This is a genomic window from Psychrobacter sp. Cmf 22.2 (assembly GCF_001921745.1).
Lineage (GTDB): Bacteria > Pseudomonadota > Gammaproteobacteria > Pseudomonadales > Moraxellaceae > Psychrobacter.
In genome coordinates this window covers 47,168-72,956 of record NZ_MRYA01000002.1, presented here as the reverse complement: position 1 = coordinate 72,956, position 25,789 = coordinate 47,168, and the positions used below count along the sequence as shown (strand labels likewise).

21 protein-coding genes are annotated in these 25,789 nt (G+C 41.9%); 3 read left to right on the top strand and 18 right to left on the bottom strand.

Going from position 1 to position 25,789, the window contains the following annotated elements; all coding sequences use genetic code 11:
• Positions 1-78: 78 nt before the first annotated feature.
• From tynA to BTV98_RS04495, 4 genes are all read right to left on the bottom strand, one after another.
• Positions 79-2,424 carry a primary-amine oxidase gene (gene tynA, locus BTV98_RS04510; RefSeq protein ID WP_083606105.1) on the bottom strand — a complete coding sequence of 782 codons (2,346 nt, stop codon included), beginning with the start codon at positions 2,422-2,424 and terminating at the stop codon, positions 79-81.
• A 520-nt stretch (positions 2,425-2,944) separates the two neighbouring features.
• On the bottom strand, positions 2,945-3,709 hold the full coding sequence (locus BTV98_RS04505; RefSeq protein WP_256713837.1) for an SDR family oxidoreductase: 765 nt from the start codon (positions 3,707-3,709) through the stop codon (positions 2,945-2,947).
• A 162-nt stretch (positions 3,710-3,871) separates the two neighbouring features.
• Complete coding sequence (locus tag BTV98_RS04500; RefSeq protein ID WP_075103031.1) at positions 3,872-4,654, bottom strand: SDR family NAD(P)-dependent oxidoreductase; 783 nt, start codon at positions 4,652-4,654, stop codon at positions 3,872-3,874.
• 75 nt (positions 4,655-4,729) lie between these two features.
• Entirely contained in the window at positions 4,730-6,535 is a 1,806-nt protein-coding gene (locus tag BTV98_RS04495) for an acyl-CoA dehydrogenase (protein ID WP_058368993.1), read from the bottom strand.
• A 290-nt stretch (positions 6,536-6,825) separates the two neighbouring features.
• On the opposite strand from BTV98_RS04495, the gene BTV98_RS04490 reads away from it, so the two are divergent.
• Positions 6,826-7,848 (top strand): GlxA family transcriptional regulator, encoded by a 1,023-nt coding sequence (locus tag BTV98_RS04490; RefSeq protein ID WP_058368994.1) that lies wholly within the window; start codon positions 6,826-6,828, stop codon positions 7,846-7,848.
• A gap of 120 nt (positions 7,849-7,968) precedes the next feature.
• Here the strand turns inward: BTV98_RS04490 and BTV98_RS04485 are convergent, their stop codons facing one another.
• From BTV98_RS04485 to speB, 3 genes are all read right to left on the bottom strand, one after another.
• The gene (locus BTV98_RS04485) at positions 7,969-9,375 is read right to left on the bottom strand and encodes a YjiH family protein (protein WP_075103030.1); all 1,407 of its coding nucleotides are present in this window, start codon (positions 9,373-9,375) and stop codon (positions 7,969-7,971) included.
• Positions 9,376-9,559: 184 nt separating this feature from the next.
• Positions 9,560-11,263, bottom strand: a complete 1,704-nt coding sequence (locus BTV98_RS04480; protein WP_058368995.1) for a 5-guanidino-2-oxopentanoate decarboxylase — start codon at positions 11,261-11,263, stop codon at positions 9,560-9,562.
• Between the two features lie 168 nt (positions 11,264-11,431).
• Positions 11,432-12,403: an agmatinase gene (gene speB / locus BTV98_RS04475; protein WP_178379355.1), complete on the bottom strand. Its 972-nt coding sequence runs from the start codon at positions 12,401-12,403 to the stop codon at positions 11,432-11,434.
• A 217-nt stretch (positions 12,404-12,620) separates the two neighbouring features.
• Between speB and BTV98_RS04470 the strand changes: the two genes are divergently transcribed.
• Positions 12,621-13,535, top strand: coding sequence for a LysR family transcriptional regulator (locus BTV98_RS04470; RefSeq protein ID WP_058368997.1), 915 nt, complete (start codon positions 12,621-12,623; stop codon positions 13,533-13,535).
• A 106-nt stretch (positions 13,536-13,641) separates the two neighbouring features.
• Here BTV98_RS04470 and BTV98_RS04465 read toward each other — a convergent pair whose 3' ends face one another.
• The 4 genes from BTV98_RS04465 to BTV98_RS04445 all read right to left on the bottom strand — a co-directional run bounded on the left by BTV98_RS04465 (position 13,642) and on the right by BTV98_RS04445 (position 16,661).
• Positions 13,642-13,980, bottom strand: coding sequence for a RidA family protein (locus BTV98_RS04465; protein ID WP_058368998.1), 339 nt, complete (start codon positions 13,978-13,980; stop codon positions 13,642-13,644).
• Positions 13,981-14,044: 64 nt separating this feature from the next.
• Positions 14,045-15,292: an FAD-binding oxidoreductase gene (locus tag BTV98_RS04460; protein WP_058368999.1), complete on the bottom strand. Its 1,248-nt coding sequence runs from the start codon at positions 15,290-15,292 to the stop codon at positions 14,045-14,047.
• Between the two features lie 447 nt (positions 15,293-15,739).
• Positions 15,740-15,988 carry a hypothetical protein gene (locus BTV98_RS04450; RefSeq protein WP_058369000.1) on the bottom strand — a complete coding sequence of 83 codons (249 nt, stop codon included), beginning with the start codon at positions 15,986-15,988 and terminating at the stop codon, positions 15,740-15,742.
• 175 nt (positions 15,989-16,163) lie between these two features.
• Positions 16,164-16,661 carry a M23 family metallopeptidase gene (locus tag BTV98_RS04445; RefSeq protein WP_058369001.1) on the bottom strand — a complete coding sequence of 166 codons (498 nt, stop codon included), beginning with the start codon at positions 16,659-16,661 and terminating at the stop codon, positions 16,164-16,166.
• 85 nt (positions 16,662-16,746) lie between these two features.
• Between BTV98_RS04445 and BTV98_RS13610 the strand changes: the two genes are divergently transcribed.
• Complete coding sequence (locus BTV98_RS13610) at positions 16,747-16,917, top strand: hypothetical protein (protein ID WP_178379354.1); 171 nt, start codon at positions 16,747-16,749, stop codon at positions 16,915-16,917.
• Here the strand turns inward: BTV98_RS13610 and BTV98_RS04440 are convergent.
• From BTV98_RS04440 to BTV98_RS04410, 7 genes are all read right to left on the bottom strand, one after another.
• Positions 16,914-17,255 carry a hypothetical protein gene (locus BTV98_RS04440; protein WP_058369003.1) on the bottom strand — a complete coding sequence of 114 codons (342 nt, stop codon included), beginning with the start codon at positions 17,253-17,255 and terminating at the stop codon, positions 16,914-16,916. The two genes, BTV98_RS13610 and BTV98_RS04440, sit on opposite strands and share 4 nt — an antisense overlap.
• 638 nt (positions 17,256-17,893) lie before the next feature.
• Positions 17,894-18,448 carry a hypothetical protein gene (locus tag BTV98_RS04435; RefSeq protein WP_058369004.1) on the bottom strand — a complete coding sequence of 185 codons (555 nt, stop codon included), beginning with the start codon at positions 18,446-18,448 and terminating at the stop codon, positions 17,894-17,896.
• Positions 18,426-19,076: a TIGR02594 family protein gene (locus tag BTV98_RS04430; RefSeq protein ID WP_058369005.1), complete on the bottom strand. Its 651-nt coding sequence runs from the start codon at positions 19,074-19,076 to the stop codon at positions 18,426-18,428. The genes BTV98_RS04435 and BTV98_RS04430 overlap by 23 nt, the downstream gene beginning before the upstream one ends.
• Positions 19,077-19,340: 264 nt before the next feature.
• Positions 19,341-19,691, bottom strand: coding sequence for a DUF5991 domain-containing protein (locus BTV98_RS04425; RefSeq protein WP_058369006.1), 351 nt, complete (start codon positions 19,689-19,691; stop codon positions 19,341-19,343).
• A gap of 190 nt (positions 19,692-19,881) precedes the next feature.
• Entirely contained in the window at positions 19,882-20,382 is a 501-nt protein-coding gene (locus tag BTV98_RS04420; RefSeq protein WP_058369007.1) for a hypothetical protein, read from the bottom strand.
• 83 nt (positions 20,383-20,465) lie between these two features.
• Entirely contained in the window at positions 20,466-22,775 is a 2,310-nt protein-coding gene (locus BTV98_RS04415; protein WP_058369008.1) for a LysM peptidoglycan-binding domain-containing protein, read from the bottom strand.
• Positions 22,768-25,743, bottom strand: coding sequence for a contractile injection system protein, VgrG/Pvc8 family (locus BTV98_RS04410; RefSeq protein WP_075103028.1), 2,976 nt, complete (start codon positions 25,741-25,743; stop codon positions 22,768-22,770). Before BTV98_RS04410 ends, BTV98_RS04415 begins: the two co-directional genes overlap by 8 nt.
• Between the last annotated feature and the right edge of the window lie 46 nt (positions 25,744-25,789).

Below are 25,789 nucleotides of genomic sequence, written 5' to 3'. Positions count from 1 at the left end.
TTTTTACTCTTATGGTTAAGGTTATGGCCTAATATTCTAAAGGTGATTATTTGCTTATTTGCTTATTTGCTTAGGTACTTATTTGCTCGCGTTTTCACCTTTATCTTGATTTAAATGCAGCGATGGCGTTTCATCAAAGAAATTCCACGGTTTGAGTAGTACGTTTACCCATTCTGTCGGCATGATAGGCCATTCTTCAGCACGGGCAATATGAGTAGTGCCTGTCGTTAGCCATACCACCAAGTCTTTATTGTGGATGTTTTCATTGTCTTTCGTAAACGCCCCCAAGCCGGTATCTTTGTCAGAGCGATTGGGGTATTTGCCTTCTGGATATTGCTCACCTGCATCATAGTTGGTCACCCAAATCTGTTTATCCATAAAATTAAGACGATTGTATATCCACTCATCGTCAGCGAAGTTGGCGCCTTTTGCGATAGGATGAGTCCCGCCTGCAAACGGAATCATCTGATACGATACCGGATTTCCCATACGGTTCTCTTTGCTTGCATTACTGATTAGACGCACAGAAGCAGGATCAAAGTTTTCTTTGGCGGCCGTCTCGGTCACCACTGTGGTTTCGCGAGTCTCCATCGCACTAGTACGCGGCCCTCCACGTGTATTGTCAGCGACGATGGGATCTATACGTTTAATATGATTGGTCTCGCCATCGACATCCATATCCAAGCGGAAGTTATAGATATGCTGGTGCGTTGGACCGACGATATTGTGATCAATCAACGTACCATAGCGAGTGTCTTCTTTGGCCGTTGGATCATGCATGGTTTTTGCCAGTACGCCTTTAGCAGCCTCGATACCAGTTGCTCCAGCGTCGATACCTATCGTACCATTTGGCTCAAACACCCAGTCAAAGATATAATCATAGTTACCTATCGTACTTATCCAGCGTACGACCAGCTCACGGCGCTCAGTACTGACGTTTTTTTGACCCATTTCCTGATGCTTAAATTCAGGACCTGCATAGCGCTCAAACACTGCGATTGCATTAGGAATAGTATAAGGATTGCCTTGATAATCTGGCAGCACAGCGTCAAGGAGTACCGCGTTTTCTGGTGCATCGACGTTCTTTTCTAGCGGTGAGGTCAGAGTTCCCATTCCGTATTCACCAGCATCGAGATAAGACTTAAAGTACCAGCCCATGTCCGGATCGCCATAAGGCACGACCATACCGCCCAAGTTACCTTGATACATGATTTTGCGATCAACGCCTTTATCATTAAAAGTGACCGTACTAAGCTGTAGACCTGTTCGACTGTCTAAACCAATATGAAACTTCCAATTGTGCCATTCGACGTCTCGGCCGGTGATGGTATAGTTTTTGCCCTCTGGTTCGATGATGTTTAACGGCTTACTAGTGACAATATCTTGGTCACGACCATCGATTGGACGCGGAGTCATCGGTACTGGAATGACACTACCTTCCTCTATTTTGATGATTTTTTTCTCATCCAAATCGACCACTGCCACCAAGTTTTCGATAGGATGCGCCCAGTAGTTGCCATCGCCCACATCTAAATAAGAGACGATTTTGAGGACGCGCAGCTGCTGATCCAAATTGTCCTGATCACCGAAATATCCAACTGTCAGCGGCGTTCCGACAACCTTGGTCACATCATCGATACCATGTTTTTTTAGCGCCACTTTATATTCAGGGCTGTTTTGGATGATGTCTTGTATGGCATAAAAATCATCCACCAGCACCATACCAAAGGTATTTTCTATTGCATTCCAACTGGTTAAAGCGTTTTTGTTTAAGTTTGCCTCGCCTTCAATGACCGTATTGCCTTTCAAAATGCTAAACGTTGCCACGCGATCACCTTTATAAGGCTTGTTTTCAGTGACATTACGCCATACTGCATCTTTATCAGGTTGTTTTAAGCGGATATCAGAAAACCGTAGATTGGTCTCGGTAGGCTTGGCTTTTTTGATAATAGCCAGTGTTTGCTCGATCTCCTCAGCACTTAACACATTGAGTGGATGCGGACTTTGCTCTATTTTAAAGGTTTGATCCAAACCTGATTGTAAAATCTCATTTGCCAACGAATCAGGCACTAAAGCTTGCCCATCTTTTATGATGAGCGGATTAGTAATGGCTAGAGACTGGCCATTCACCATAGCAGTCTTGCTGTTGGGTTTGATTTGTACGCGGGTTGAGTTCTTAGTAATGGTATACATCTCAGCATAACTATCATATTCAACGTCTGCACCCGCTGTACTCATTGCCTCCTCGATCGGAACCATATTAACTTTGCCACCATGAGCAAATGTTTGCGCGCTATAAGCAAGCGCCAGACTGGCCACCAATGCAGTAAAAGTTGACTTCAATGCCCTAGTAGTAGTGAGATTCTTATTGGTTTTATTATTGAGTTTTTGCTTATTATGAATAGGGGTATGAGCATGTATCATTGACGACTTCCTTATCGTATTGAGGTGTAGAGATAGCATCTGCTAACTCTGAGACGAATTCCATTTCGTGCTTGGTTGTGACCGGTAGACAATAAAAGAGCTTGGTGAATACGCTATAGGCGGCTCATTTTAAGATCAAACCATTATTTACTATAACAATAGTTATATTGCAGGACAACAACTCATCTCTATTTTTTATTAGGGCGTGTCCTCATTTTAAAAATGGTGATAAAAATGAGATAAATTGCAGTCAAACAAGGAAAATAGCGCAGATAATATCGAGATATTAGTCAGCTATTTGACGCTGTTTGTCAAGATTTAGCCATTTTTAACCCATTTAGATTATTATCGATTGAATTGAGGACACGCCCTAACGCAGCTTCACAGTTAATTTATTTATAAGTTTAGATCGCATAAGCTGAATATAGAGTATAAATATAAAAAAACCGCATGATATTAGCATCATGCGGTTTTGTTACCTTAAGAGCTGGCTCTATTATTTCAAACTACTCATTTACTATTAAGCAAGCATACCACCATCGACTACGACCGTAGCGCCCGTGGTATAGCTCGACGCATCAGACACTAGGTATAATACCGTACCTGCCATCTCGTCCGGATCGGCTACGCGCCCTAGTGGAATGGCATGTAGCGCCATTTTTAAGACTTTATCATTAGTGGTTAAGGCAGAAGCAAACTTGGTATCAGTCAGACCCGGCAATAACGCATTGACGCGAATATTTAATGGACCGCACTCTTTGGCAAAGGCTTTGGTCATGCTAATCACAGCGGCTTTAGTAATTGAATAGATGCCTTGCTTATCACCTGCGACCAAGCCATTGACTGATGCCGTATTTAAAATTACTCCACCGCCCTGCTCGCGCATCATTTTACCCGCCGCCGTCGACATAAAGAAATAACCGCGAATATTAACTTCTACTGTTTTATCAAACGCGCCCAGATCCGTATCTAGGATATGACCATAATAAGGATTGGCGGCAGCGTTATTGACTAAGATATCAAGTTGACCAAATTCGCTTTTTATATGCTCAAAAACTGCCTCAATCTGGTCCATCTCACCGACGTGACAAGCAAAGGCGCTGGCTTTATGACCATCAGCTTTGATGCTATCGGCGACCGCTTGGCACGCGTCTATCTTACGGCTAGAGACAATCACATGCGCGCCTCTAGATGCCAATAGGCGGGCGATAGACTCACCAATACCGCGGCTCGCACCTGTGACCAACGCAATCTTACCCGTTAAATCAAATAAATCTTTCATCATTATTCCTTATGTTTTAAATTAGCTATTCAATCTTTTATCGTAAATACTTAATAAATTATAGTCAAAAAACTGCAAACTCATTACAAGGCAGCCAAGCGTAGATAGTACGCATAGTACATCGAGCGAGGCTAACGCCGTAATGGTTTAGCAGTTATTTGAATATTAAGCCAACATACCACCATCAAGGGTAAACGCATGACCATTCATAAAGCTACTCTCATCACTCGCCAGCCACGCAATCGCACCTGACACCTCATCAACGTCACCTAAACGGCGCATTGGGCTGGCTTTAATGGTCGCTTGCTGGGCGCGCTCGTCCATATTTGCCATGGTATTACGTACCATCGGCGTATCGATAAAGCTTGGACAGATGGCATTAAAGCGGATATTGACACGCGCATATTCATGAGCCGCAGACTTGGTTAGCCCCATGACACCATGTTTGGCAGCGCTATAAGCAGAGAGTAGCGGTGCAGAACGTAGTCCTGCGATAGACGCGACATTGATCACATGTCCACCGCCATTAGGTGCCATACAAGCGACAGCGGCACGCATACAATGCCAGACGCCTTTTAGGTTGACGGCGATATTACGATCGAAATCTTCATCGCTCAGCTCATGCATGGGTGCTGGCTTGTGATCGATGCCAGCATTGTTTATCACCACATCGAGGCCACCGAGCGTCTCCATGGCAAAGGCAAATAGCGCCCGTACTTCATCGCCGCTGGTGACATCGACTTTTTTAAACACGATACTATTACCAGCGTCTTGTGCTTGCTTGGCAACAGCTGCCCCCATCTCTTCTGCTAAATCACCAATCACTACTTTGGCCCCGCGACTGGCGAGCAGTAGCGCACTTGCCGCACCGATACCAGATGCCCCGCCAGTGATTAAAATGCGTTTACCAGTTACGTCTGAAGCAATTCCATTTGTATTTAGCGTCATATTTTATTCCTTTAAAAGAGTATTATTTTATCTGTGATAACTGTCTAAAAAGCGATGTGACTACTGTCTAAATTCTTAAAACCACGCGGCTTGCATATCAGTACAAACCGAATTGTCATTATTTAACAGCTCGATATCGCGATTGATTAAGGGTAATTCCCAATCGATAAAGTATTTTGCTGCTTGTAGTTTGCCTTTGTAAAAATTCTGCTGCTCAACATCTTGCGTCGTACTTAGTAGTTGCTCCGCTTTGCTCGCTTGGCGAATCCAAATCCAACTGACCACGATGGTTGCAAAGATATTCATCAATGCTTGTGCGTTACCGGTCAACGTTACTGCCTTTTCCGTTTGCAGGATTTTGCTTAAATGCACGAGCACTTCATGCAAATGACCCATATAAGGCGTCAATTTACCGGCAAGTTTGGCAGTCTCTGGTGTACTAATGCTTTCTAGATCTTGGGTGATTTCACGTTTTAGAACTTGAATACCAAGACCCTTGTTTTGCCACAACTTACGGAATGACAAATCTAACGCCTGCACACCATTTGTGCCTTCATGAATGGGGTTGAGACGGTTGTCACGCCAAAACTGCTCGGCCTGATATTCACGCGTATAACCTGCACCGCCCAATACTTGAATACCCAAATCATTGGCTTTCGGCCCATATTCTGACGGCCATGCTTTGAGTACTGGCGTTAATAAATCCAATAATTCTGATAGCTCGTTTTTGAGTGTGGCGTCTTCACAGGTATTGATACGATCAATCAGGTTTGAGCCGTATAAGCACAGTGAAATGCCGCCCTCGCTATAAGCTTTTTGCGCAAGTAGCATGCGTTTAACATCACCATGATTGATAATCGCCGTTGCTGCATCTTCAGGTTTATTGTTCGGTGCGATTCTGCCCTGCGTTCTGTCTTTGGCATAATCAAGCGAGTACTGATAACCACGATAGCCAATCATCGCCGCGCCAAAGCCAACCGCGATACGTGCCTCGTTCATCATTTTAAACATATAACGCAGACCAAAATGCTCTTCACCAATAAGGTAGCCATAGCACTCGCCTGCATCGCCAAAGCTCAACGCCGTAGAAGTCGCTCCTCGATAGCCAAGTTTATGAATGAGTCCGGTTAGATGGACATCATTGCGCTCGCCGACCGATAAATCATCATTTAGTCGATACTTAGGTACAGCAAATAGCGAGATACCTTTAACGCCACCAGGACCGCCCGGTACTTTGGCTAATACTAGATGCACGATATTATCAGACAGTTCGTGATCGCCTGCTGAGATATAAATCTTGCTACCTTTGATACGGTAGCTACCGTCGCCTTGCTTGACAGCGGTGGTTTTAATATCAGCCAGTGACGAGCCAGCATGCGGCTCGGTCAGTGCCATCGTTCCTGTGAACTCGCCCGTTAGCATACGCGGCATAAAGGCATTTTTAATCTCATCACTAGCGAAATGTGAGATGACATTGATTGCGGCCGTGGTCAAAAATGGATAAGCAGTGGTCGATGGATTGGCTGCCATAAAATAGCCTGCCACCGCCGTCATGACAGTTTCCGGTAGTTGCATCCCGCCATCGTCAAAGCTATAACGACCCGCTATAAAGCCTGACTCACGAAAGGCATCAAAGGCAACTTTTACATCGTCTATCATGCTGACTTTTTTGCCGTCAAACTGTGGCTCGTTTTTATCTGCTAAATGGTTATGCGGTAAAAACAAATCAGTGGCAACTTTATTAGCGGTGTCGAGTACGGCGTCGAAGGTTTCGCGGCTATGCTCTGCAAATTTTGGATGCTCGGTTAAATTTTCTGCGCCCAGTACATCATATAATTGGAACGGTAATTCAAAGTCGTTGATAAGCGTATCTGCTGCCATAGTATTCTCGTTAACTTATTAAATTTGGTGATAACTTGATAGTAATCTAATTTAATGCCTTGCCGTATTGTCATTTATGACATAATTAAGGTTAAATAAGACATTCTTTCTAATGTATGGTGAGTGAACTTCAAATTACGCTTAGCGCAGCTGGGGGAGATTTTTGCAGCCCCTGTCTGGCGAAGCGCACAGCACGCAAGAAAATCTTTACCAGCTGCACGCAAATATTAGCGAATGCTTTTATTTATTATCAGCTATAGATTTGCATACACCTAAAAGGAAACTAAATTTTGCCCTACTCCAAACCCTTTAAAGTCATTATCCTTGGTTTCGATGGTGTGCTTGGTAGCGCTCTGACAGGGGCGTTAGATTTGTTTTCATTTACTGGCGTCAGCTGGCAGCGCTTTTTGGATGAGCGCGTAGAGCCAAGGTTTAATGTGCAGATTGCAAGCTTAGGCGGTGCGGATATCAGATGTAGCAATCGCTTAATCATGCAAGCGCATTGCGATATTCGGCAGGTGACGGAATGCGATTTATTGTTAATCCCAACGATTGGCGATTCCATCGATAAAGTGCTGAGTCAGAACGCTGAGTTGATTGAACATATCAAGCGGCTGGCGAGTACCAAAGCCGATATCGCCAGTAACTGTAGCGGTGCGTTTTTTTTGGCAAAAGCAAGCTTGCTCGATGGCAAAGTCGCGACAACCCATTGGGGCTATGCCAGCAAGTTTAAGGCAGATTTTCCATTGGTTGATTTGCAAGAAAACCAGTTTGTCACGCAAGCAAAAGGCGCATCTAAAACCCAATTTGGCGATATATTTTGTGCGGCGGGCGGTAGCGCCTTTTATGATTTGGGATTATTATTAATCGAGCGCTATTGTGGGCGCGAGATTTCGACCCAAGTGGCTAAAACCCAGATCATCGATAGCAAACGTGGCAATCAAAACAGCTATATCAACGTGACGCTACATAAGCCACATGCTGACCAACTGATTAAGCAAGTACAAGAGTTTATCGAAGAGAACTTTAAGCAACCTCTACAGGTGAGCCATTTGGCCGCCATGGTCAATGTCACTCCGCGTACTCTAAACAGGCGTTTTCAATCTTGCGTCGCGATGCGCCCGATTGAGTATATTCAAGCGGTCAGAGTCGAGCAGGCCAAACGCTTATTAGAAACAGGCGATGTGACGATAAAATCGCTCGCCGAACAAGTTGGCTACGATGACATCTCATCATTTACCCGCCTGTTTAAACGCGCCACCGAGCTGACCCCGAAGGAGTATCAAGAGAAGTTTTCACGCTTAGCGATTTAATAGTATTTGTTAAACATAGCTTTTAACGCGGCGCTTTGAGAGTTTTTTGAAAATATATAAATAGCAAAAATCCGGTCTGAGTTTAAACCAAACCGGCTTTGTCACTATTGTAAGTCTCTATTAGTACAGTAGATGTGCCACTGATGTAATAACCACTAAGCTAATAAGCGTACGGATAATAAAGATTGCAAACAACTCTAAAACATTAAGTTTGATGTTCGATTTCAAAATTAGCGCGCCAACTTCAGACATGTAAATAATCTGCGTGATAGAGGCAGCGCCAACGATAAAGCGTGTCATCTCACTCTCGATACTCTTACCGACCAACGCTGGTAAGTACATATCAGCAAAACCCATAATCATGGCAGGGGCTGCTTTGGTCGCTTCTGGAATTTGTAATAAATCGAGTACGGGAACTAATGGCGCGGCAATCCAATCAAATACAGGGGTGTATTCAGCCAAACCCAGACCAATAGTACCGATTGCAAAAATAATCGGAATAAGCCCAAAATAAATATCAAACAGGTTTTTTACGCTATGTTTGAATACGCTACCCAAGTCTGGCATAGAGTATGCTCGAGTCACTGCCCGGTTCAGTGCCCACTGCGGCATACTGTATTGTGCAGGAATGTCTTCATCCAACATACATTTACCAGAATGATAAGTATCAGGTTTTAATGACAGTGGCGGGATACGCGGCATAATAGTAGCAGCGATAAAGCCCGTCAACGCGATGGTCAAGTAAAAGAAAACAAAATTATTATCTACCCCAATAGTCTTGGCAACGACATAAGTAAAAGCGATAGAGGTTACCGAAAAAGTCGTGGCAATAATGGCCGCTTCACGCTGGCTATAGTAGCTTTTATCATACTCCTGCATAGTAACCAGCAGACCAATAGAAGCTGCACCAAACCAAGAGGACATGGCATCGACCGCTGAGCGTCCTGGCAGTTTGAACAGTTTAATAAACACCTTACTAGCTAAAGTTCCCAAAAATTCCATCAAACCAAAATCAGTCAAAAACGGCAAAGATAGGATGGCAAAGAAAAATAGAGGGATTAAAATAGGAATAAGATCTTCGAATATGACGCCGCCAGTATTACGATTGATAATAAATTCTGGACCTACTTGAAGAAAAATCATCCAAATAAACAACGTGCCTAAAAAACGTGCAACAAGCCACAACCAATCGACATCGAAGAGTTTTTTTAGTAAAGAGTCTGGGTGTAAGTTAGGACGCAATACTTTGACTGCGAGCGCGCCAATAAAAGAAGTCGTGACTATCGCAAGGGCAATATAAGCGACATAACCACCCAAAGCGGCTTGCAAAGCATCGGTTAATACACCAAGTAAAATAGTAACTTTACCATCCCATTGAAACGGAATAATAAATAGCGCAATACCAAGCGCTGAAAACAATAAAAACTTCCACAATGACGCGCGCCATTGCTCTCCTTGCGGCGTTTTTGAGTCGACAGCATCATTGCCTAAAACAGGCTGTTGCGACTTATTGATATTAACCGTCATTTAATTCCTCCATGATGGGCGGCTATCGCCAATATTTTCCATTTTGGCTGTTTGACTGACTCTTAAAATTGCTGAGTTAGCTGAGTTCCATATCCCAAAAACACAAACTCTCTACACTAAGAGATAGCTGATAAGTCTTATCTATTTAATAGTAGATAAGTGCTTGTCTTTTAAATAAAGTAAGCTAGCTGAAACTTTTATAGGTCTTAGCCATTTTTGTTAGAAACTCATCGGCTTCGTCTACTTCATAAATGATTGGCTGCTTACCATTGATATCCTGTTGCAAGGCTTCTACTAGCTGCTGCTTATCGGTGATTCTACGATAGCCTGCGCCAAACCCTGCGGCCAATGGCTCAAAATTAGGTGTCTTGATATTGACGCCAATCAGTGGCAAGCCGCCCTCCTCCATATAACGACGAATCTCACCATAACCTTGGTTATTCCAAAGTAGGACAATCAATGGTAGCTCAAGCTCGGCCGCGCAGATAAGTTCTGCAATGGTAAACTGAATACCACCGTCACCAATAAGACTAACAACAGGAGCTTTCGAGCCAATCATTGCGCCAATCGCAGCAGGCAAGCCATAACCTAAGGTGCCAAATCCGGTTGATGAGTTAAACCACTTACGAGTCGCCAACGCCTCAAAGCCAAGGTTGCCACTATAGACAGGCTGCGTCGAATCACCAACGAAGATGACATCTTTTACTTCATCTCTAATCAATTGAAGCAGTGCATTTTGACCAGCAAAGTCCGGGGTTATCGCTTCTATTAACGTCTGCTTTACCTTGGCTACTCGCGCTGCTGCCTTATGACCGAGATTGTGATTTTCTAAACGTGTACATAGCCCACTAATCGCCATCTGTGCATCAGACAATACGGCGATATCCGCTCTAAAAGGACGCTGCAACTGCTGAGCATCGCAGTCAATACGAATGAGTGTGCCGTTGATTTGGAACTCACCATTAAAGAATACGTCGTAATCGGTCTCACCAAGCTCAGTACCAATCGCCAGTACCATATCGGCCTCGCTAATGACGGCGCGCCCAGCTTCTAACGACTGATTGCTACCCAGACTGAGTGCGTGACCAGGTGGCAGCAAACCTTTGGCATTGATGGTCAAAAATGTCGGGGCATCGATAAGCTCAGCCAGCCTTTGTGCATCGTGATCGACATCGACGCAGCCACCACCGTAAAGCAACACTGGGTTTTTTGCGCTTTTTAACTGCTCAACGATTAAATCAAGCTGTGCAGGATTGGGCAGCGGTCTTGTGACCTGTGGTCGCGCCAAACTTGCTACACTCTTATCAATTTTAGGCGGCTTGGCGACATGACTGGCATCGGTGGTGATCACATCGATAGGCAACTGAATATGCACCGGTCCCGGACGCGCGCCATCAAACATGGCAAAGGCTTCGGCGATAACTTTGGGCAAAGATTCAGGTTGCCAGATGGTTTTGCTTGCAAGCGCAACCTTGCTGACCATGCCCTGCTGATCGTGCAACTCATGCAAATGCCCTTCACCACTTCCTGTGTCCTCAACTTTATTGACACTAGATATCACCAGCATCGGGATAGAATCTGCTAACGCTTGTGCCATCGCAGTCATGATATTAGTCATGCCGGGGCCGGTGATAATAAAGCATACCCCAACTTTACCAGAAGCACGATAATAGCCATCGGCCATAAACCCAGCGCCTTGCTCATGACGCGGGGTCACATGGCGAATATCGGTATTAGGCAAACCACGATACAGCTCGACCGTGTGCACACCAGGGATACCAAATACGGTCTCGACCCCATAATACTCTAGCCACTGCACGAGTAGCTCACCGCAGGTCAGGGACGAGGTTGCTGGCGATAAAGAAGGCGTTTGCGTTGATTGCGTCATGAATCGGTCATCCTAAAAAAGTTCACTGAATATTCGAGCAATTATCAAAACGGTATCTCAAAACAACCCTTATATTATTTATAAAGGTTGCTTGTTAGAGAGATATTTTTTCAAAACTGTCTTTTTAGAACAGCCCCTTTCGATAAGAGTGGTAATTTAAACCTGTGATTAGTAGACTGCTTTGACTTTGTCGTCATAGCGCACACCTGGCAAGATACATAGCATCTCAAACAGCAAGTTTGCTGCTAGCACTGAGGTGTTACCAAACGGATCGTATGGCGGTGACACTTCGACCAAATCGCCACCGACCACGTCAAGGCCGCGCATACCGCGAATAATCTCGACACCTTGTGTGGAGGTTAAACCGCCAATTTCAGCCGTGCCCGTGCCAGGTGCAAACGCTGGATCAATGCCGTCGATATCAAAACTTAAATAAACAGGTCCATCGCCAAGCTTTTCACGCACTTCTGCCATGAGCGGCGTAAGCGACTTGTACCAGCACTCCTCCGCTGGCACCACGCGAAAGCCTTGCTGGGTCGACCAATCGAACTCTTCAGCACTATAGCCCGTACCACGCAAGCCAATCTGTACTACGCGATTGCCATCGATTAAGTTTTCTTCGACAGCGCGGCGGAACGGGGTGCCGTGAGCGATTTTTTCGCCAAACATATCGTCATTAATATCAGCATGAGCATCGATATGCACCATCCCGACAGGGCCGTGTTTTTTGGCAAGCGCACGTAGAATAGGCAATGCAATGGTATGATCACCGCCCAAGGTTAACGGAATCGCGCCATGACTGACGATATTATCCGTGTAGAATTTTTCGATGATATCGACGCTTTTTTGCAGGTTAAAGGTATTGATTGGCACATCGCCAATGTCAGCGACTTGTAAAGACTCAAAGGGCGCTGCACGCGTGGCGACATTATAAGGGCGAATCATACGTGACTCATCGCGAATCTGTCTTGGACCCAGTCTGGCACCGCTACGGTTCGACGCCCCGATATCTAAAGGTACGCCAACGAATGCAGCGTCTAACCCTTTAGCATCAGCCTGCGTAGGCAGACGCATCATAGAGGCAAAGCCGCCAAATCTTGGCATATCGTTGCCGCTTAATGGTTGATTGAATTTCATCATTCACATCCTTGTTTTATCTGATTTACGGTAGGCAATTTGTTATATGCTTTGACAATACCTAAATACCGGAGTATAGACCATGGTAAAATTTAGAAGTAAACTTCTGGTTTTTCGTAGTAACTTTGATTTATTCGTCATAATTAGAAGTTTACCAAAGTTTTAGAAAGGTATTGTAGCTTAAAGAATTGATGGAATAAGTACTGGAGTATAACTCTTAATGCTAGATGAACTAATAAAAATAGACATCAAAACCTTACGCAGCTTCATGGCTATTGTAGAGTGTCAGGGTGTGACAGCGGCGCAGACGCGCTTAAATGTGACCCCTTCTGTCATCAGCGGTCATTTAACGCATTTAGAAGATCGCTTGGGTATGACGCTCTGTCATCGCGGACGCGCGGGGTTTAAACTGACCGAGGATGGCGCGGCAGTCTATGAGGCCTGTTTGAGCTTTACCGAAGCAGTTGCCAGCTTTCAACATCAATTGCATTATATTCGGCAATTAGACTCTGTTCATGGCGGACATATTCGGCTGTGTCTCATCGATCAGATGCCAGCGTTTTTTTATGACGCGTTACAACAGTGCTTATCTACAAGTTATAGTAAGAATCCATTGATTCACTTCTCTATCGATGTGCAAAGCCCAGAGAGTATGCTAGATAAGCTTTTGAGCAACGAGAGTGATATTGGTGTCGGGTACTTTGGCAGCTTTCCTCCTCTATTAACTTTTAAACATGCCTTTGTTGAAAAGCAAGTGGTCTGCTGTGGCCGCAAGCACGTCTTGTTTAATGAAGCAGAAGGCTTGACTTTTGAGGACTTAGAACAAAACTACTCATGGATCAAACGAGGTTACATTACTGAGCATAGCATTAACCATATTCGCCCTAAGACACTGAGCGCCACCACTTATCATATGGAGGCAACAGCACAGTTAATTCTTGCAGGTCATCACGTCGGTTACCTACCAAATGATTTGGCAAAGCGTTATGAGGGAATGGGACTGATGAAAATTTTATTACCTGATGAGGCAAGCTATGAGGTGAGTCATCATTGGGCTTATCGACAAAACCTGCATAAGCAAGTTGGTGCTTTTTTGCAACAAATGCTTAGGCTATTAACACAGCAAACACATTAGTTTTATCAGCTTACATTTATTAAAATGCTATTGAAGCATAAAAGCCAAAAAAAGGAGACAATATTAATATCATCTCCTTTTTTATATAAACTTTATAACCAATCAATTACTCGGCAGCGATGGCGATCATCTCAACCAAGAGCTCAGGACGTGCCAGCGCTGACTCACCACAAGCACGAGCTGGTGGCTGAATACCTTCAAACCATTCATCCCATACTTCATTCATCGCAGCAAAGTCTGCCATATCTTTTACCCAGACCGTCACTGATAGTAGTTTTGATTTATCACTACCTACTTCTTCTAACAATGTTTGTATCTTCTCCAAACAAGTCAATGTCTGCGCTTTGATGTCGTCATCGCTATTGCCCACTTGACCACATAAATATACCGTTTGGTTATGTACAACGATTTTACTCATACGTTGATTACTATGTAGCTTTTTCATCGTATTAAATCCTTAATTTATTAAAGTGCTTGAATCGGTGATGACTCAGTTAAAAAATAATCGCTTAATTAGAAAAACGCTGAGCGCTAAATGGTGCCAAATCGACCAGTACCGGCTTTTCATGAATCATCTCTTCTACGACGCGTCCTGTCATCGGCCCTAACGTAAAGCCTTGATGACTGTGACCAAAGGCAAACCATAGCTTGTCATGCTTGGGCGCAGGGCCAATGACCGGCTTCATATCCGGCATACAAGGACGCGAGCCTGCCCACGCTTCGCTCTCGACAGCATCATCTAGCGGTAGAATTTTGCGCGCGAATTTTAGGACGGTCTGCAATTGACCAAAGTTTTTTGGCGCGTTCATAGTGGTCATCTCAGCACCAGTCGTGATACGAATGCCTTGCTGCATTGGCCCCATAACAAAGCCTTTATCCATATCAAACATACTGTGATGGATGGTGTTTTTATCCGTTACTTTAAAGTGCTGATGATAACCACGCATCGGGAACAACGGCAGGTTGTAGCCAAGCGGTCTGATCAGATCATTTGACCAAGGGCCAGCCGCGATGACCAATTTATCACTATAATAAGTGTCGTTATCAGTAACAATTTTCCAGCCTTCCCCCTCTTGTACGATCTCTTTTACATCGCTCTCTTTGATCGTACCTTGCATCTCTTGGAAATTTTTTGCATACGCTTTTACTAAGGCGCTTGGGTTAGATACTTGCCAAGAGTTTTTCCAATGAATTGCCCCGACAAAACCATCAAAATTAGCACTTGGCTCCATCGCTTTTAATTCTTCAAGGTTTAATACGTTATGCTCAACACCTTGCGCGCGAGCATCAATAGCTGAGGCAATCGCTTCTTTAAAGGTGTCTTCAGAACGATGCAGCTGTAACCAACCATCACGAGTAATCAGCTCATCAGCGCCGGACGCTGTAATCATGGTCTGATGCTCACTTGTACAATGTTCAATCAATGTCTGCCATTCAGCCTCGATTTTTTTGACTGATGCAGGCGAAGAGTATTTCCAATACTGCAATAGCGCTTGATGATAACGCAGAATGGCTGGTATGCGATAACGAATGTCAGTACCTTGGTTAGGCAATACTCTAATCATCTCAGTGATCTGACGCGGGAAAGGATGTGTATGAATCGCTTCGCGCTGGATCAAACCAGCATTGCCATATGAGGTCTCTGACCCTGGCAATTTTTTGTCTAACAATAATACCTGCGAACCATTATTTTGCAGGTGCCACGCAATCGATGTGCCAACCATACCAGCACCAATAACAATAACCTCATAGCGCATAGAACATCCTTTCTTGATAGGTAGTAGAGTCTTGCAAATTAGGGGGTGATAATAACGCGAACCTGATAATTAATAAACCCATATTTGACGGATTTTTTTGCTATTAGGTACTTTTGGTTATGAGCATCTAAAGAGAGGTAAATTGGTAGGAATAATAGGGTCATTAGATATATATTTGATGCGGAAGCTAGTTCGCATGGCTCATAATGAAACTAAACAGCACTATGGCTGTGAGCGATTGCATGCTCATCTTGCAGAGCAAGCCCATCATATCAGTTAATACATGGTCAGACAGGTTTGGGCTATAAGACGCCAAGACAGATGAGATTTGATTATTATTGTCAAGCTGCGTAATTAAAACCTTCCAATTTTAGTTGTACGGATTTGACGGCAGGGGTTAGAAGGCTACCTGAGTGGCAAATAGTATACATTTATTATGAAGTCTATCTAAAGCTCTTCACTTTGTGCTGCATAAGTGTTTAAGGCATTAGTGCACATATCAGCGGTTTCATATATAAATTTGTACCAACCTTCAGAATCCTTATACAGATGAATACCTGAGTTTTGTATTAAGTCTTCATCATATTTACAGTTCATTGCCGAGAAGTCTTTAAGATTAAGTTTTTCACATTTTCGCTCTTTGTCAGATAGTAATGGCTCAAAGCCCCAAACTGTTAAGCTACTACTAATACTCATAGGCTTCGCTTCGTCATGTGAGCATACCGATGTAAAGTTAGAAATGAGTATTTTTGATGTTACTTCGATTTCGTTCAAATTTGTACTTGGATTAGCTGGTTCTGTAGTTGTACCACTGTTATAGCAAGAAGACAGTATCAACATAGAAGAAAGAAAAAAGAAAAGTTTTTCATGATTATTTATCCGCATTATCCAAAAAAGAGTTAGGATTGATTAGGTCACTTCTAGCTACCTCATCTTCTGCTTTGACTTTTATCGAACCCGGTGCCAATTCTCCGTATCTAATAATATGGTTTTGATGCTTAATAGTCACAAAATCGGTGCCCGCATAAAAGCTACCAGTACTTAATACGACACCTGACTCCATTGCTCTTACAGTTGTTCCAGTTGGCGCATATAAATCTGCTCCCGCATGTTTGCGTTTACCGCTTGAACGATTACTTCCAAAAGATCTCATGTCTGATTTGTAATCTGCAGTTGCATTTATTGGCAACGGGTATAAGTAGTTTTTAGGCTTTCTAGCCTTATAAACATAAGGAATACCGTTTCGATCAGCACTTGCTGTAATGACATCTTTCTTAACTTCCTTACCGTCTTCATACACCAGTACGGTTATATCAACACCTACTAGCGAATCATGTGTTCTACCTCTCGTACCATCATTTACGGTCACAGAAGTGTTCTTACCATATTTAGCAGACTGAGTGATATATGAAAGCCCCGATAGTGGCTTATTTGTTGCTTCATCAACGAACTTTATGGTGATTTTAGCCTCATCTGAGGCAACCTCAAGCGTCGGCCCTGTTTCTGTCTTTTTTTCAACCTCCGTTACCTTTGGCTTTTCTACTTTGATGACAGGGTCTTGCTCTGTTTGGGGTTTTGGCTTGTCATCTTGTTTACTGGTCTCTGGAGTAGTCGATGCTTCTTAATTTAAGATATCTGGTACATTGCTAATATCTTCTTCGGTGATGTTTATACCTATTATCATAGTCCATTGTTTGGAGCCATAGGTAACGATGGCGGTTGTCTTAGCTCTATCTTGTCCATCGATAACGGTAAGCTTTTGACCAACAAGGGCTTTTATAGTGCTAATACCTTGGTTGTTTGCTCTTTTTATAGCAGATTGTTTGCCACGGTATAGGGTTTTAAACTCGTAATGTGGTATGGGTTGATTGTTGTTGTCGACAAATTTGATGCTAAAGGCTACAACTGGGACTTTGAGTACTTTAGTCTGTCCGTTTAAGTCACCTGTGACAGGGAATGCCATGCTGTAAATGGATTAGTATTTCCTATACGTGCAGACTTAGTTTAAATAAGAATAAAATCTAAAATTAGAAAGGACATTCAATAGGTTTTTCATTAACTAAAAAGCCATTTGATAATTATAAATACTATTAATACATATTTTCACATCATCTATATAATCAAATTGCTTGGCTGTCTTATAAATATTATAGTCAAAGTTCAAGATTTGTTCTGAACCCTTAATATTTAGGTCTTTACTTATAAAGTTTATCAAAGCTGTCCTATCTTTAACTTCAATTTCAAAAGATCTAATCCCTAAGTTTTTTGTTTTAAAACCTAAATCTACTTCTTCCTCACTTACACTGTCAAGATAAGATCTTATAGAAAAATTTAAAGGATTACTTGTATTTGATTGCCTAATAATATATTCAGACGTGCTAAATGACTCTATATCTTTACTGTCAAAGTAAATTTTTTACTTCTAATACTATGTTTTTATATAAATCATTTATGGTATTTAACTCTTTCTCTTCTTCAATACTATGATTAACAGCATCATGGGTGCAAGATACTAAAAATAAAAGACCTAATAGGAAAATTGATACCTTAAACATGATTCTAACCTTCAAATTACCAACAATATGTTTTTAAATATAACTATTAACCGACTAAAATACATCGAACCCGTGTGTTACCGCCAACTGTCTCTTCTATAGTTGAATAGGTTAATTCTACATTATGCTTCTGTAAAATACTCTTATTGATCGAAGGCTTACCTTTTAAAACAATATAATATCCAAAATTTTCACTATCTCCATTTTGAGCAAAACTAGAAATCCTAAGTACTCTCACACCGAATTTATTGAAATCGGTATCCATATTTTTAGATATTTCATTTTTCGTTTTCTTAAATGTACTATTTATTGATTTTACATTTTTTACTTTATATCTATTTCCAATGATAAACTGGCTATTTCTTTGCTTTATTGATGAATTTTCCAAAAGATTCGTGTAAAAGCTTATTAGTTCTCCACTTGAGGTGTTAAAAGAACAGTTCAACGTAGATTCGCTTATTAAGTATTGAACATCAATCACTTCACTTGAGTTCAATTGATTATCGTGTATTTCTGCCTGTGTACTGGTAGATGTGGTTAGCAGTAGAAGTACAATCCAACTAACCGTTTTCTTTACACTATCGAGTCGAGGTAGAGTCATGGGAGTTTAGTCCTTGATCAATTAAAGATTGGGTATCAACTATAGGTGCTGGTTGCTGAGAGTGTGAACCCCAAGCTTTTTTAGGATAGTAATAAATATACGTACTAATTTTTCTACTATCGAATGCTATCATTTGATCTTGATTACCTCCCAACCTGTAGAATCTATCCTTATTTTTTCTACCTATTACAAAGCATACATGACTAACTTCTTTGCTCACTGCAATTGCACCATACACTGGATTCTCAATTCTTACGAAGTTAACAGTATCTTTCTTAAAGGCTTTAGCTCTTACTTTATTATAAGGATCGTTAGTGGTGACCATTGAATAACCAGAATCTTTTAAGCAGTAGTTCACAAAAGATGCACACCAAGCTTGAGCAGTACCTACAAGTGATTGATAGCTACTGATACCTACTAAATTATGATAATTGTCTTTTATATTCTTCTCATGAGTGCCTTTCCATTGTTTATCTTCACGAATAGCTATTCTCATCCATGGTGCAATATCAATTGAGCTATTGTTTGTGGGGATTTGAACAACTTGTGAACAGGTGATTTTGAAATCCTTATACTTTAGGCCATTTGTCAAATAATGACTGACTGCTTCTGCTATTTCAGACTTCATGACCTTACCGTCATTGTTAGGATCAATTTTATTTTGAGGGTAAGCTTTTACTCTTAATTTTTTAACTTCAAAACAACGTTAAATAAATTAAATATTGATTGAGAAAAAATATTAACATCTTAATATGTAATTTTTTTGATTTCTTGAATATAATAAATTTTTTCAAGTTTAGGAGTGTAATACCTTTAATTATATTAAAAGAAAATTATTCCATCTTTTCGATAGAGTAAGAATAGTTGTCACCTTCTAAATAATAGCTCATGTCTATCGAAAATTCATTTTCATCAGTTTTTCGAATTGTACCAAATTTCTTATTTTTTCTATGTCATAAATCTCAATACTGTTATTATCGGCTAACTTTATATAACACCTTAATTGTTTGTCTGTTTGATACCCCTCCATATCAATTTTGCAAATATTTTTAAAAACTTTTAAATTATAAAAAACACCAACGCCAGTTCCAAGATCTTTGTCAGTTTGATAATTATTATACTTGTACACACCATAAAATTGAGAAACGTAATTTTTTGAATTGCTTGAAATGCTATCAATTACTGGTGAATTGGAACAAGATGCTATTCCAACTACAAATATAAGTAGTATGGTTGTTCTCATATAAATCCTTGTTAACCCAATTATTAAAAGCGCACTTTATATGTTTTCATTTTTATCTATTAGTAGCGTTTGATTCTTTTTATTTTTCAATAGAATGATTAATCGAGTCATAAAGCAAGATATTAAAGACACAAGGCTTGATAAAAGATAGTTTTACCAAATATAATTTTAACTTTACGAATATGAATAATTACTTACATACAGAAATCACCTTAGAGTTAAATTTTTGTTTATACCTATTAAAGTCTTCTATTAGAATATTTTGAGTTTCTTCTGAATTGTCAACATTAACATCGTATTCTATATCTGCTTCCATGACTGCTCCATTTTCATTTAAGAAAAATAAATTTCTTTGTAAGCTAGTTGTTATTTTACTATCTTTAAAAACCAACAGATCCTCATATCCTCCAAAACCAGACTCATTATACAATGTAACTAATGAAAGACATTCTCCATTATTTAGTTTAAATACCTCAACAGTTTGATTTAGAACAAGACCATCATCAGGAGTTACTTCGAAGCTATCGTTCAATATTTGTAGAGGAATAGATCCTGTATTAATTTCAAGACCAGAAGAAAATTGATCGACAACCTTACTCTTTGTTTTTTCAATGTTTGTACTTGTGTTTATACAAGCGGTTCCTGAAAGAGCGACAATATATATGGCTATTAATTTTAGTGCTTTATTCATACTTCTCTCCTTAATCAAATATTAGTTTTTTATAATTTCCAATACCTATTTTTAATAGCTGAGGTTTTAAGTTCCTCCATGTCTTATTTTTGGGTTTTATTTGGAAGTGAGGGTAGTCTTTTTTTCTCGTCCAACTTCCTCCCCCATTCTAGACCTAAACTTATACCAATTGGTCCCAGCTTTTTACTATGTTCTATCGATAAAGAGTTGCTTTTTAAGTATGTAATTTCTTCATTAGTTACAGATACTACATCTATAGCAAGACCGTATTGATGATAACTTTGTAAAGCTCCAGCTGAGGTCACTTTTGAAGAAAGCTGATCTTGCGCCTTAGGGCTTCGATAACCATCAGTAATTACCCAGGTTATACCAGTTTTTTCATAACCCTCATTAATCAATTTTATTACGTATGGTTGATAAATTGGATGTAAAGCAGCAATATTATTCATAGTTCTTTTGTAATGTTTTCTACCGCCGCAAGCTAGTGGATTAAGTTTTAAGTTATTAAATTGTTCTGATGGCGGTTGTACTACTTGAGAGTAAGTAGATTTAAATACCCTATTTTCAGGTTTTTCCCCGTCATTATAATGATGCGCGATCTCTTTTTTAACTTCCCATGCGTAAGTCACACCACCTGAAAACCCTCTTTTTTGCCATTCTCCTTTTTCTTTCATAAACGCTGGATTCTGTTTATAAGCATTTCCTTTTACTTGTCCATTGTCTTTGAATATAACGTCATTATCATCTACATCATCACCAGCAGGTCTGACAGAATTTGGATAAAGTATAGTTAAGTACATCTCAAGAAAACTATCAATTTTCTTATATCGATTATTATACAATTGAAAATACTTCTTAACCCAATCTAATTGTTCTACAGCTAACATATTGAGCAATTCTTTACTAGAAACTCCTAAATCTTCCCGTACAGCTGCACCCATTTGAACTAACCCAACATAGCCGAGAGAATTAACCTTAGAAGGATCAAAACCTCCACCTGTTTCTAGATGCATTAATGCCATTAAATTATTAGCCATTGCTAAATAGTCATCAGGCCATAAGTCTTGGCTTATCTCAACTACCTTTTTTCTAAAATCACAGTCTACTTTTGCACCCCAAATCAAATCATGCGCCTTACAAATACAAGCACCATTAGTGGTAGCGACATCCTTTGGCGTACCATCAGAGCTATTACTAGGTTTTGTAGTTACGTTTACAGGTTTATCTGGCTTACTTAATTGAGAAGAGCTACCTGTGGATGAAGAAGTAGCGCCACCTTTAGGAATCGTTAATCTATCACCTGGGCGGATAGTACCAATCAGTTTCAAGCCATTAGTACGAGCTAAATCATTAGTATCAACGCCATGCTTTCGCGCAATACTGCTCAAAGTATCGCCTCTTTTAACGATATAACCACCTGATGTAGATAAGGAGCTATTACCTGAAACAGTACCAGCCGCAGGCGCTCCTCCAGCTGGCTTATCATTTTTGCCACCGCTCATAGCATCATTAATACTCTCTAAACCTTCTTTTGCCCTGTTACCTAAAGCGCCTAAACCCTCTCCTATACTTTCAAGAACACCACCGAAAGACCCTTCCCCTTCGTCAGAAGAAGACGGTTTCGATGAAGGTTTTGGTGTAGGTCTCGCAGTGGGGGTGGATTTAGGTGTTGTATGAGTCCGTGCTGAACCAGCGCCACGTAATCTAATAGTTTGCTCTGCTTGTAGTGTTGTAGGGTCGGTAATGCCGTTAATACGTTTCAGCTGCTCTACTGACACTCCACTTCTTTGTGAGATGTCAGATAATGTCTCTCCCTTTTTTACCTTATAATGAGTTTGATTTTTTAGAGAATCAGGTCTGTCATTGGTGATGCTTGTTAAGCTACTACCTTTGGGTGGCACTTTGATTACCTGCCCTGGAACTATTTCATCAGGGTCTTTAATAGTCGATTTGTTCAGCTGCGCTAGTATCTGCCATGTGGTGTTATGCATTTTAGCAATAGTGTATAGATCTTGGCCTTTTTTAACCTCATATTTATCTTTACCTGCAGCAACTTTATGAGTGCTTCTTTTGTATGAGCCACCATTGTTTAGGGCTCGAAGCTTAACTATCTGAATAGAAAATGGCGCTTTGATAGTCATTGTGCCTTTCTGTGTCGGTACAACAATAGGACGTTGAATATCAATCATCTTGTTTGTCAATGGATGCTTGATACTAACAGTTAGCATGGTACCGGGAGGTCTACTAATAGGTACGCCAAGACCTGAAGTATCTGATTTATTTTCACTAATTAATTTTTTTGATTCTCTAATAAGATGATATAAATTTGGAAATGGTTTATTCATCAAATCAACAAAACGAATTTTAATAACAACACTTTTAGCTTTAGTCATTATTATTCTCCTGAGAAGTGTTCTGATCTAAAGTTTGTTTTAATTCGTCATCTTTATTTTTGGTAGATTCTGAACTTTCTTCATCAGGTGCAAATTCAATACCCCAATCCACATCTTTAAAGCCAACTAAAACATTAACCTCTTCCTCTTTATCACTAATCACAGGAGCGGTGCGTCCATGCTCATCTAACACCCCTTCTATCAACTGCCCATCAGGTCGTAGCATCTGAAACTCAATGTCATCAAAGTTATGCTGATAAAATAAATCATAAACATCCAACTTATTACTAAATAATGGAATGGTTTCAGGCATCATCGGTACAGAATAATTCGCCCTAGCCCCACTCACTAACGCCTTCTTAACAGCCTTAATCTTAATCTCACCAGGCGCCACTAGCTTAATCCCGCTCTCATCAATGGTCAGTGACGCCCCCGCGTTGGTTTGCAGCTTGATGCGTTTAGGACTTGCGATATTTACCTGACCCAACTCACTGCCGATGGTCATGGATTGTTGGCTGTGCAATTGCAGCTCACCGCCCTGTGCTTGTATCGCCACGGGCTTGGTATTAGCACTAATATTCAGTCCTGATAGAGCGGCTTGTCCGGCAATACCTGATAATGACTCGATACGATCTGCCGTTAAGGTATAGTTGCCTGCCACCACATCGGACTGCGTACTGCCAGATTGTCTAACGATGGTCTCGGCTGTGGTTAGGGTGTTGTTGCTTGATGCCAGAATACTGTCTTTGCTGACTACTAGTACATCGGACGCACCTAAGACTTCAGTTTGTAGGGTCTCATCGATCACCTGCGCTGCGTTTTCAAAGGCTTTTATAGACGCGTTAGCACTACTGATCTCTTGGGTGGATTGCAAGTGCGCTTGTTTGGCTTCCATCAGGGTCTCGCTCAGCTCAGCACCGAGTTTTAACTGTCGTTGTCCTGCATCATTCACCCAAGCCGACTCGTGCTCGCTTTGCATGTGTCTGATACCAAAGGTGGAGAGCAAGACTCCGCTATCCGCTGTGGCTTGTAGTCCATGGTCAGTGGCGAGGTTAATCCCCTGTCCACTATTGCTGGATTGATGGTTGCTAAAACGATGACGGAGCACGCCTAATTCAAGCACATGCTCATCAGGAGCAAAGGTGGCTTTGTCTGTTGTCGTTGGGTTTTGCGCGTTGGCACGACTAGCAGTGTTGACCGACCACTGCATGCCGATCTGGTTCGGGCTGTCATCAAAACTTAGTGTAACCTCAGAGTCAGAGGTCAGTCCGTATTGAGAAATACCAGAAATCCAGCCACTATGAGTATCATCCTCACAGATTTGCGAGTATCCAAGGCCACCACCATGCCATCTTGGCGAGGATCCGCCTTGTAGGTTATGTCTGTTGGATAGTCCGGCATCACGGGTAGTGATGTCATTGTCGTCACTATCGCCCATGCCGATCCCGTCATAGAGGGCGCGGCTGATCACGGGGCTGTCGATATCGCCATACCAGTAGTTTAAAAGGACGGATTGTCCGAGTCTTGGGGCAAACTGCCAACCGTGAGTGGCACCTGAGGACAGTTGTAGTGCTCTTAGTGGCGGGGTTACCTCATCATCATGTGGGCTGATACCTGCGGACACGGGGGTAGAGATGGTGCGCTGCAGACCGTCATCGGTCACTTGTGAAGCGTAGCTTGGCGCCCTTGAGGCAGACTGATCACCGGTACGGGCTTGGGTGACACCAGTATAGGTGCTGCTGACAAAGGACTGCAAGCTTGGATAAGGACAGTATGGAATAGCAGAGTCTAATAGTGTGGCGGATACCCAGATGCCGGTGTCTTGTGCGATATCGTAGCCATGCTCAGGTATGGCGCTAAGTGTTGTTTGCGCTGTTTGCGTTGTTTGCTTAGTGGTACGCGTAAGCCAGTCTTTTATCAGCACTTGGTTGTGGTAGGAGACGCTATCACTGTTAGGTTCGATACCGACGATCGTCATGCTGGTACAGTACGTAGATAAATAGCCAATAGAAGGTAAGTTGTTGATGCTAACCCTGCTACCGATACTTATGCCACGCATGGCACCTGTAGCACTATAGTATTCTCTATTGCAGCCATTGGCGCGTACCCATTGCTCAGCTAAGCGGGTAGCAGATTCATCGCTATATACTCGAGATGGTGCCCCTAATAAGACAGCAGTATCATCTAGTGCCAGCTGAGAGTCGTCATCTGCCACGCCTTCATAGATAGTATCAGTAGCGAGTCCATCCGCTCGTACCACCACGGTGCGAGTGCCTAACTGCTTGGCGATCATCTGTAGCTCGTCAACAGAGTCTGTACCAGACTGTACTGAAGACTTCTCGTAGCGATAGTCAAGTGGTGATAATTCATTCTCGTCTAGCGCACTGACTAAAGACCAATAGCCCAGCTCATCTATTGAGTCACCTGATACCCAATAGGTGGTGACCCCAATATCAGCAAGCAAGCTGGTAATAAAGTCATAATCGCTGACATCAGACTGGATACGCATAGCGAGCTGTGTGGTTAGTGGCTCTGATGAGAGTAGTTGCTCTGAGAGCTGCCAGTCAAAATCGTAATCGCTAAGGATGCTGGTGATGATATCTAGGGTGGATTGATGGGTAAAGCTGCGGGTATGGATGGACTGGGTCAATTGCCAGTCAGGAGTGACGATATTAAGGGTGTAAAAGTACATGGCCCCATCTGAGCGATGGTAGCGCACGGCTTGAATGAGTCCACAGCGACAAGTAGGCTCTCGAGCTGCAGATAGCGTGGTTAAACAGACGGGGGTGCTGATTAAGGATAAACAAGCGTTTGAATCTAAAAAGTCATAACTGAACACAAGTATATGACTAATGGCGCTTTGATTGAGGCTACTTGTCCAAAAAAAGGCACTTGGATAAAGGGATGTGGTTGCTAAAATGTCACTGCCAACGCTGAGTTGGTGCAGACGTGCAGTTTGTGAGGGCATAAGTAAAGTCTCATCATTGCTACAGTAAGAGCAAAACTAACAGTTT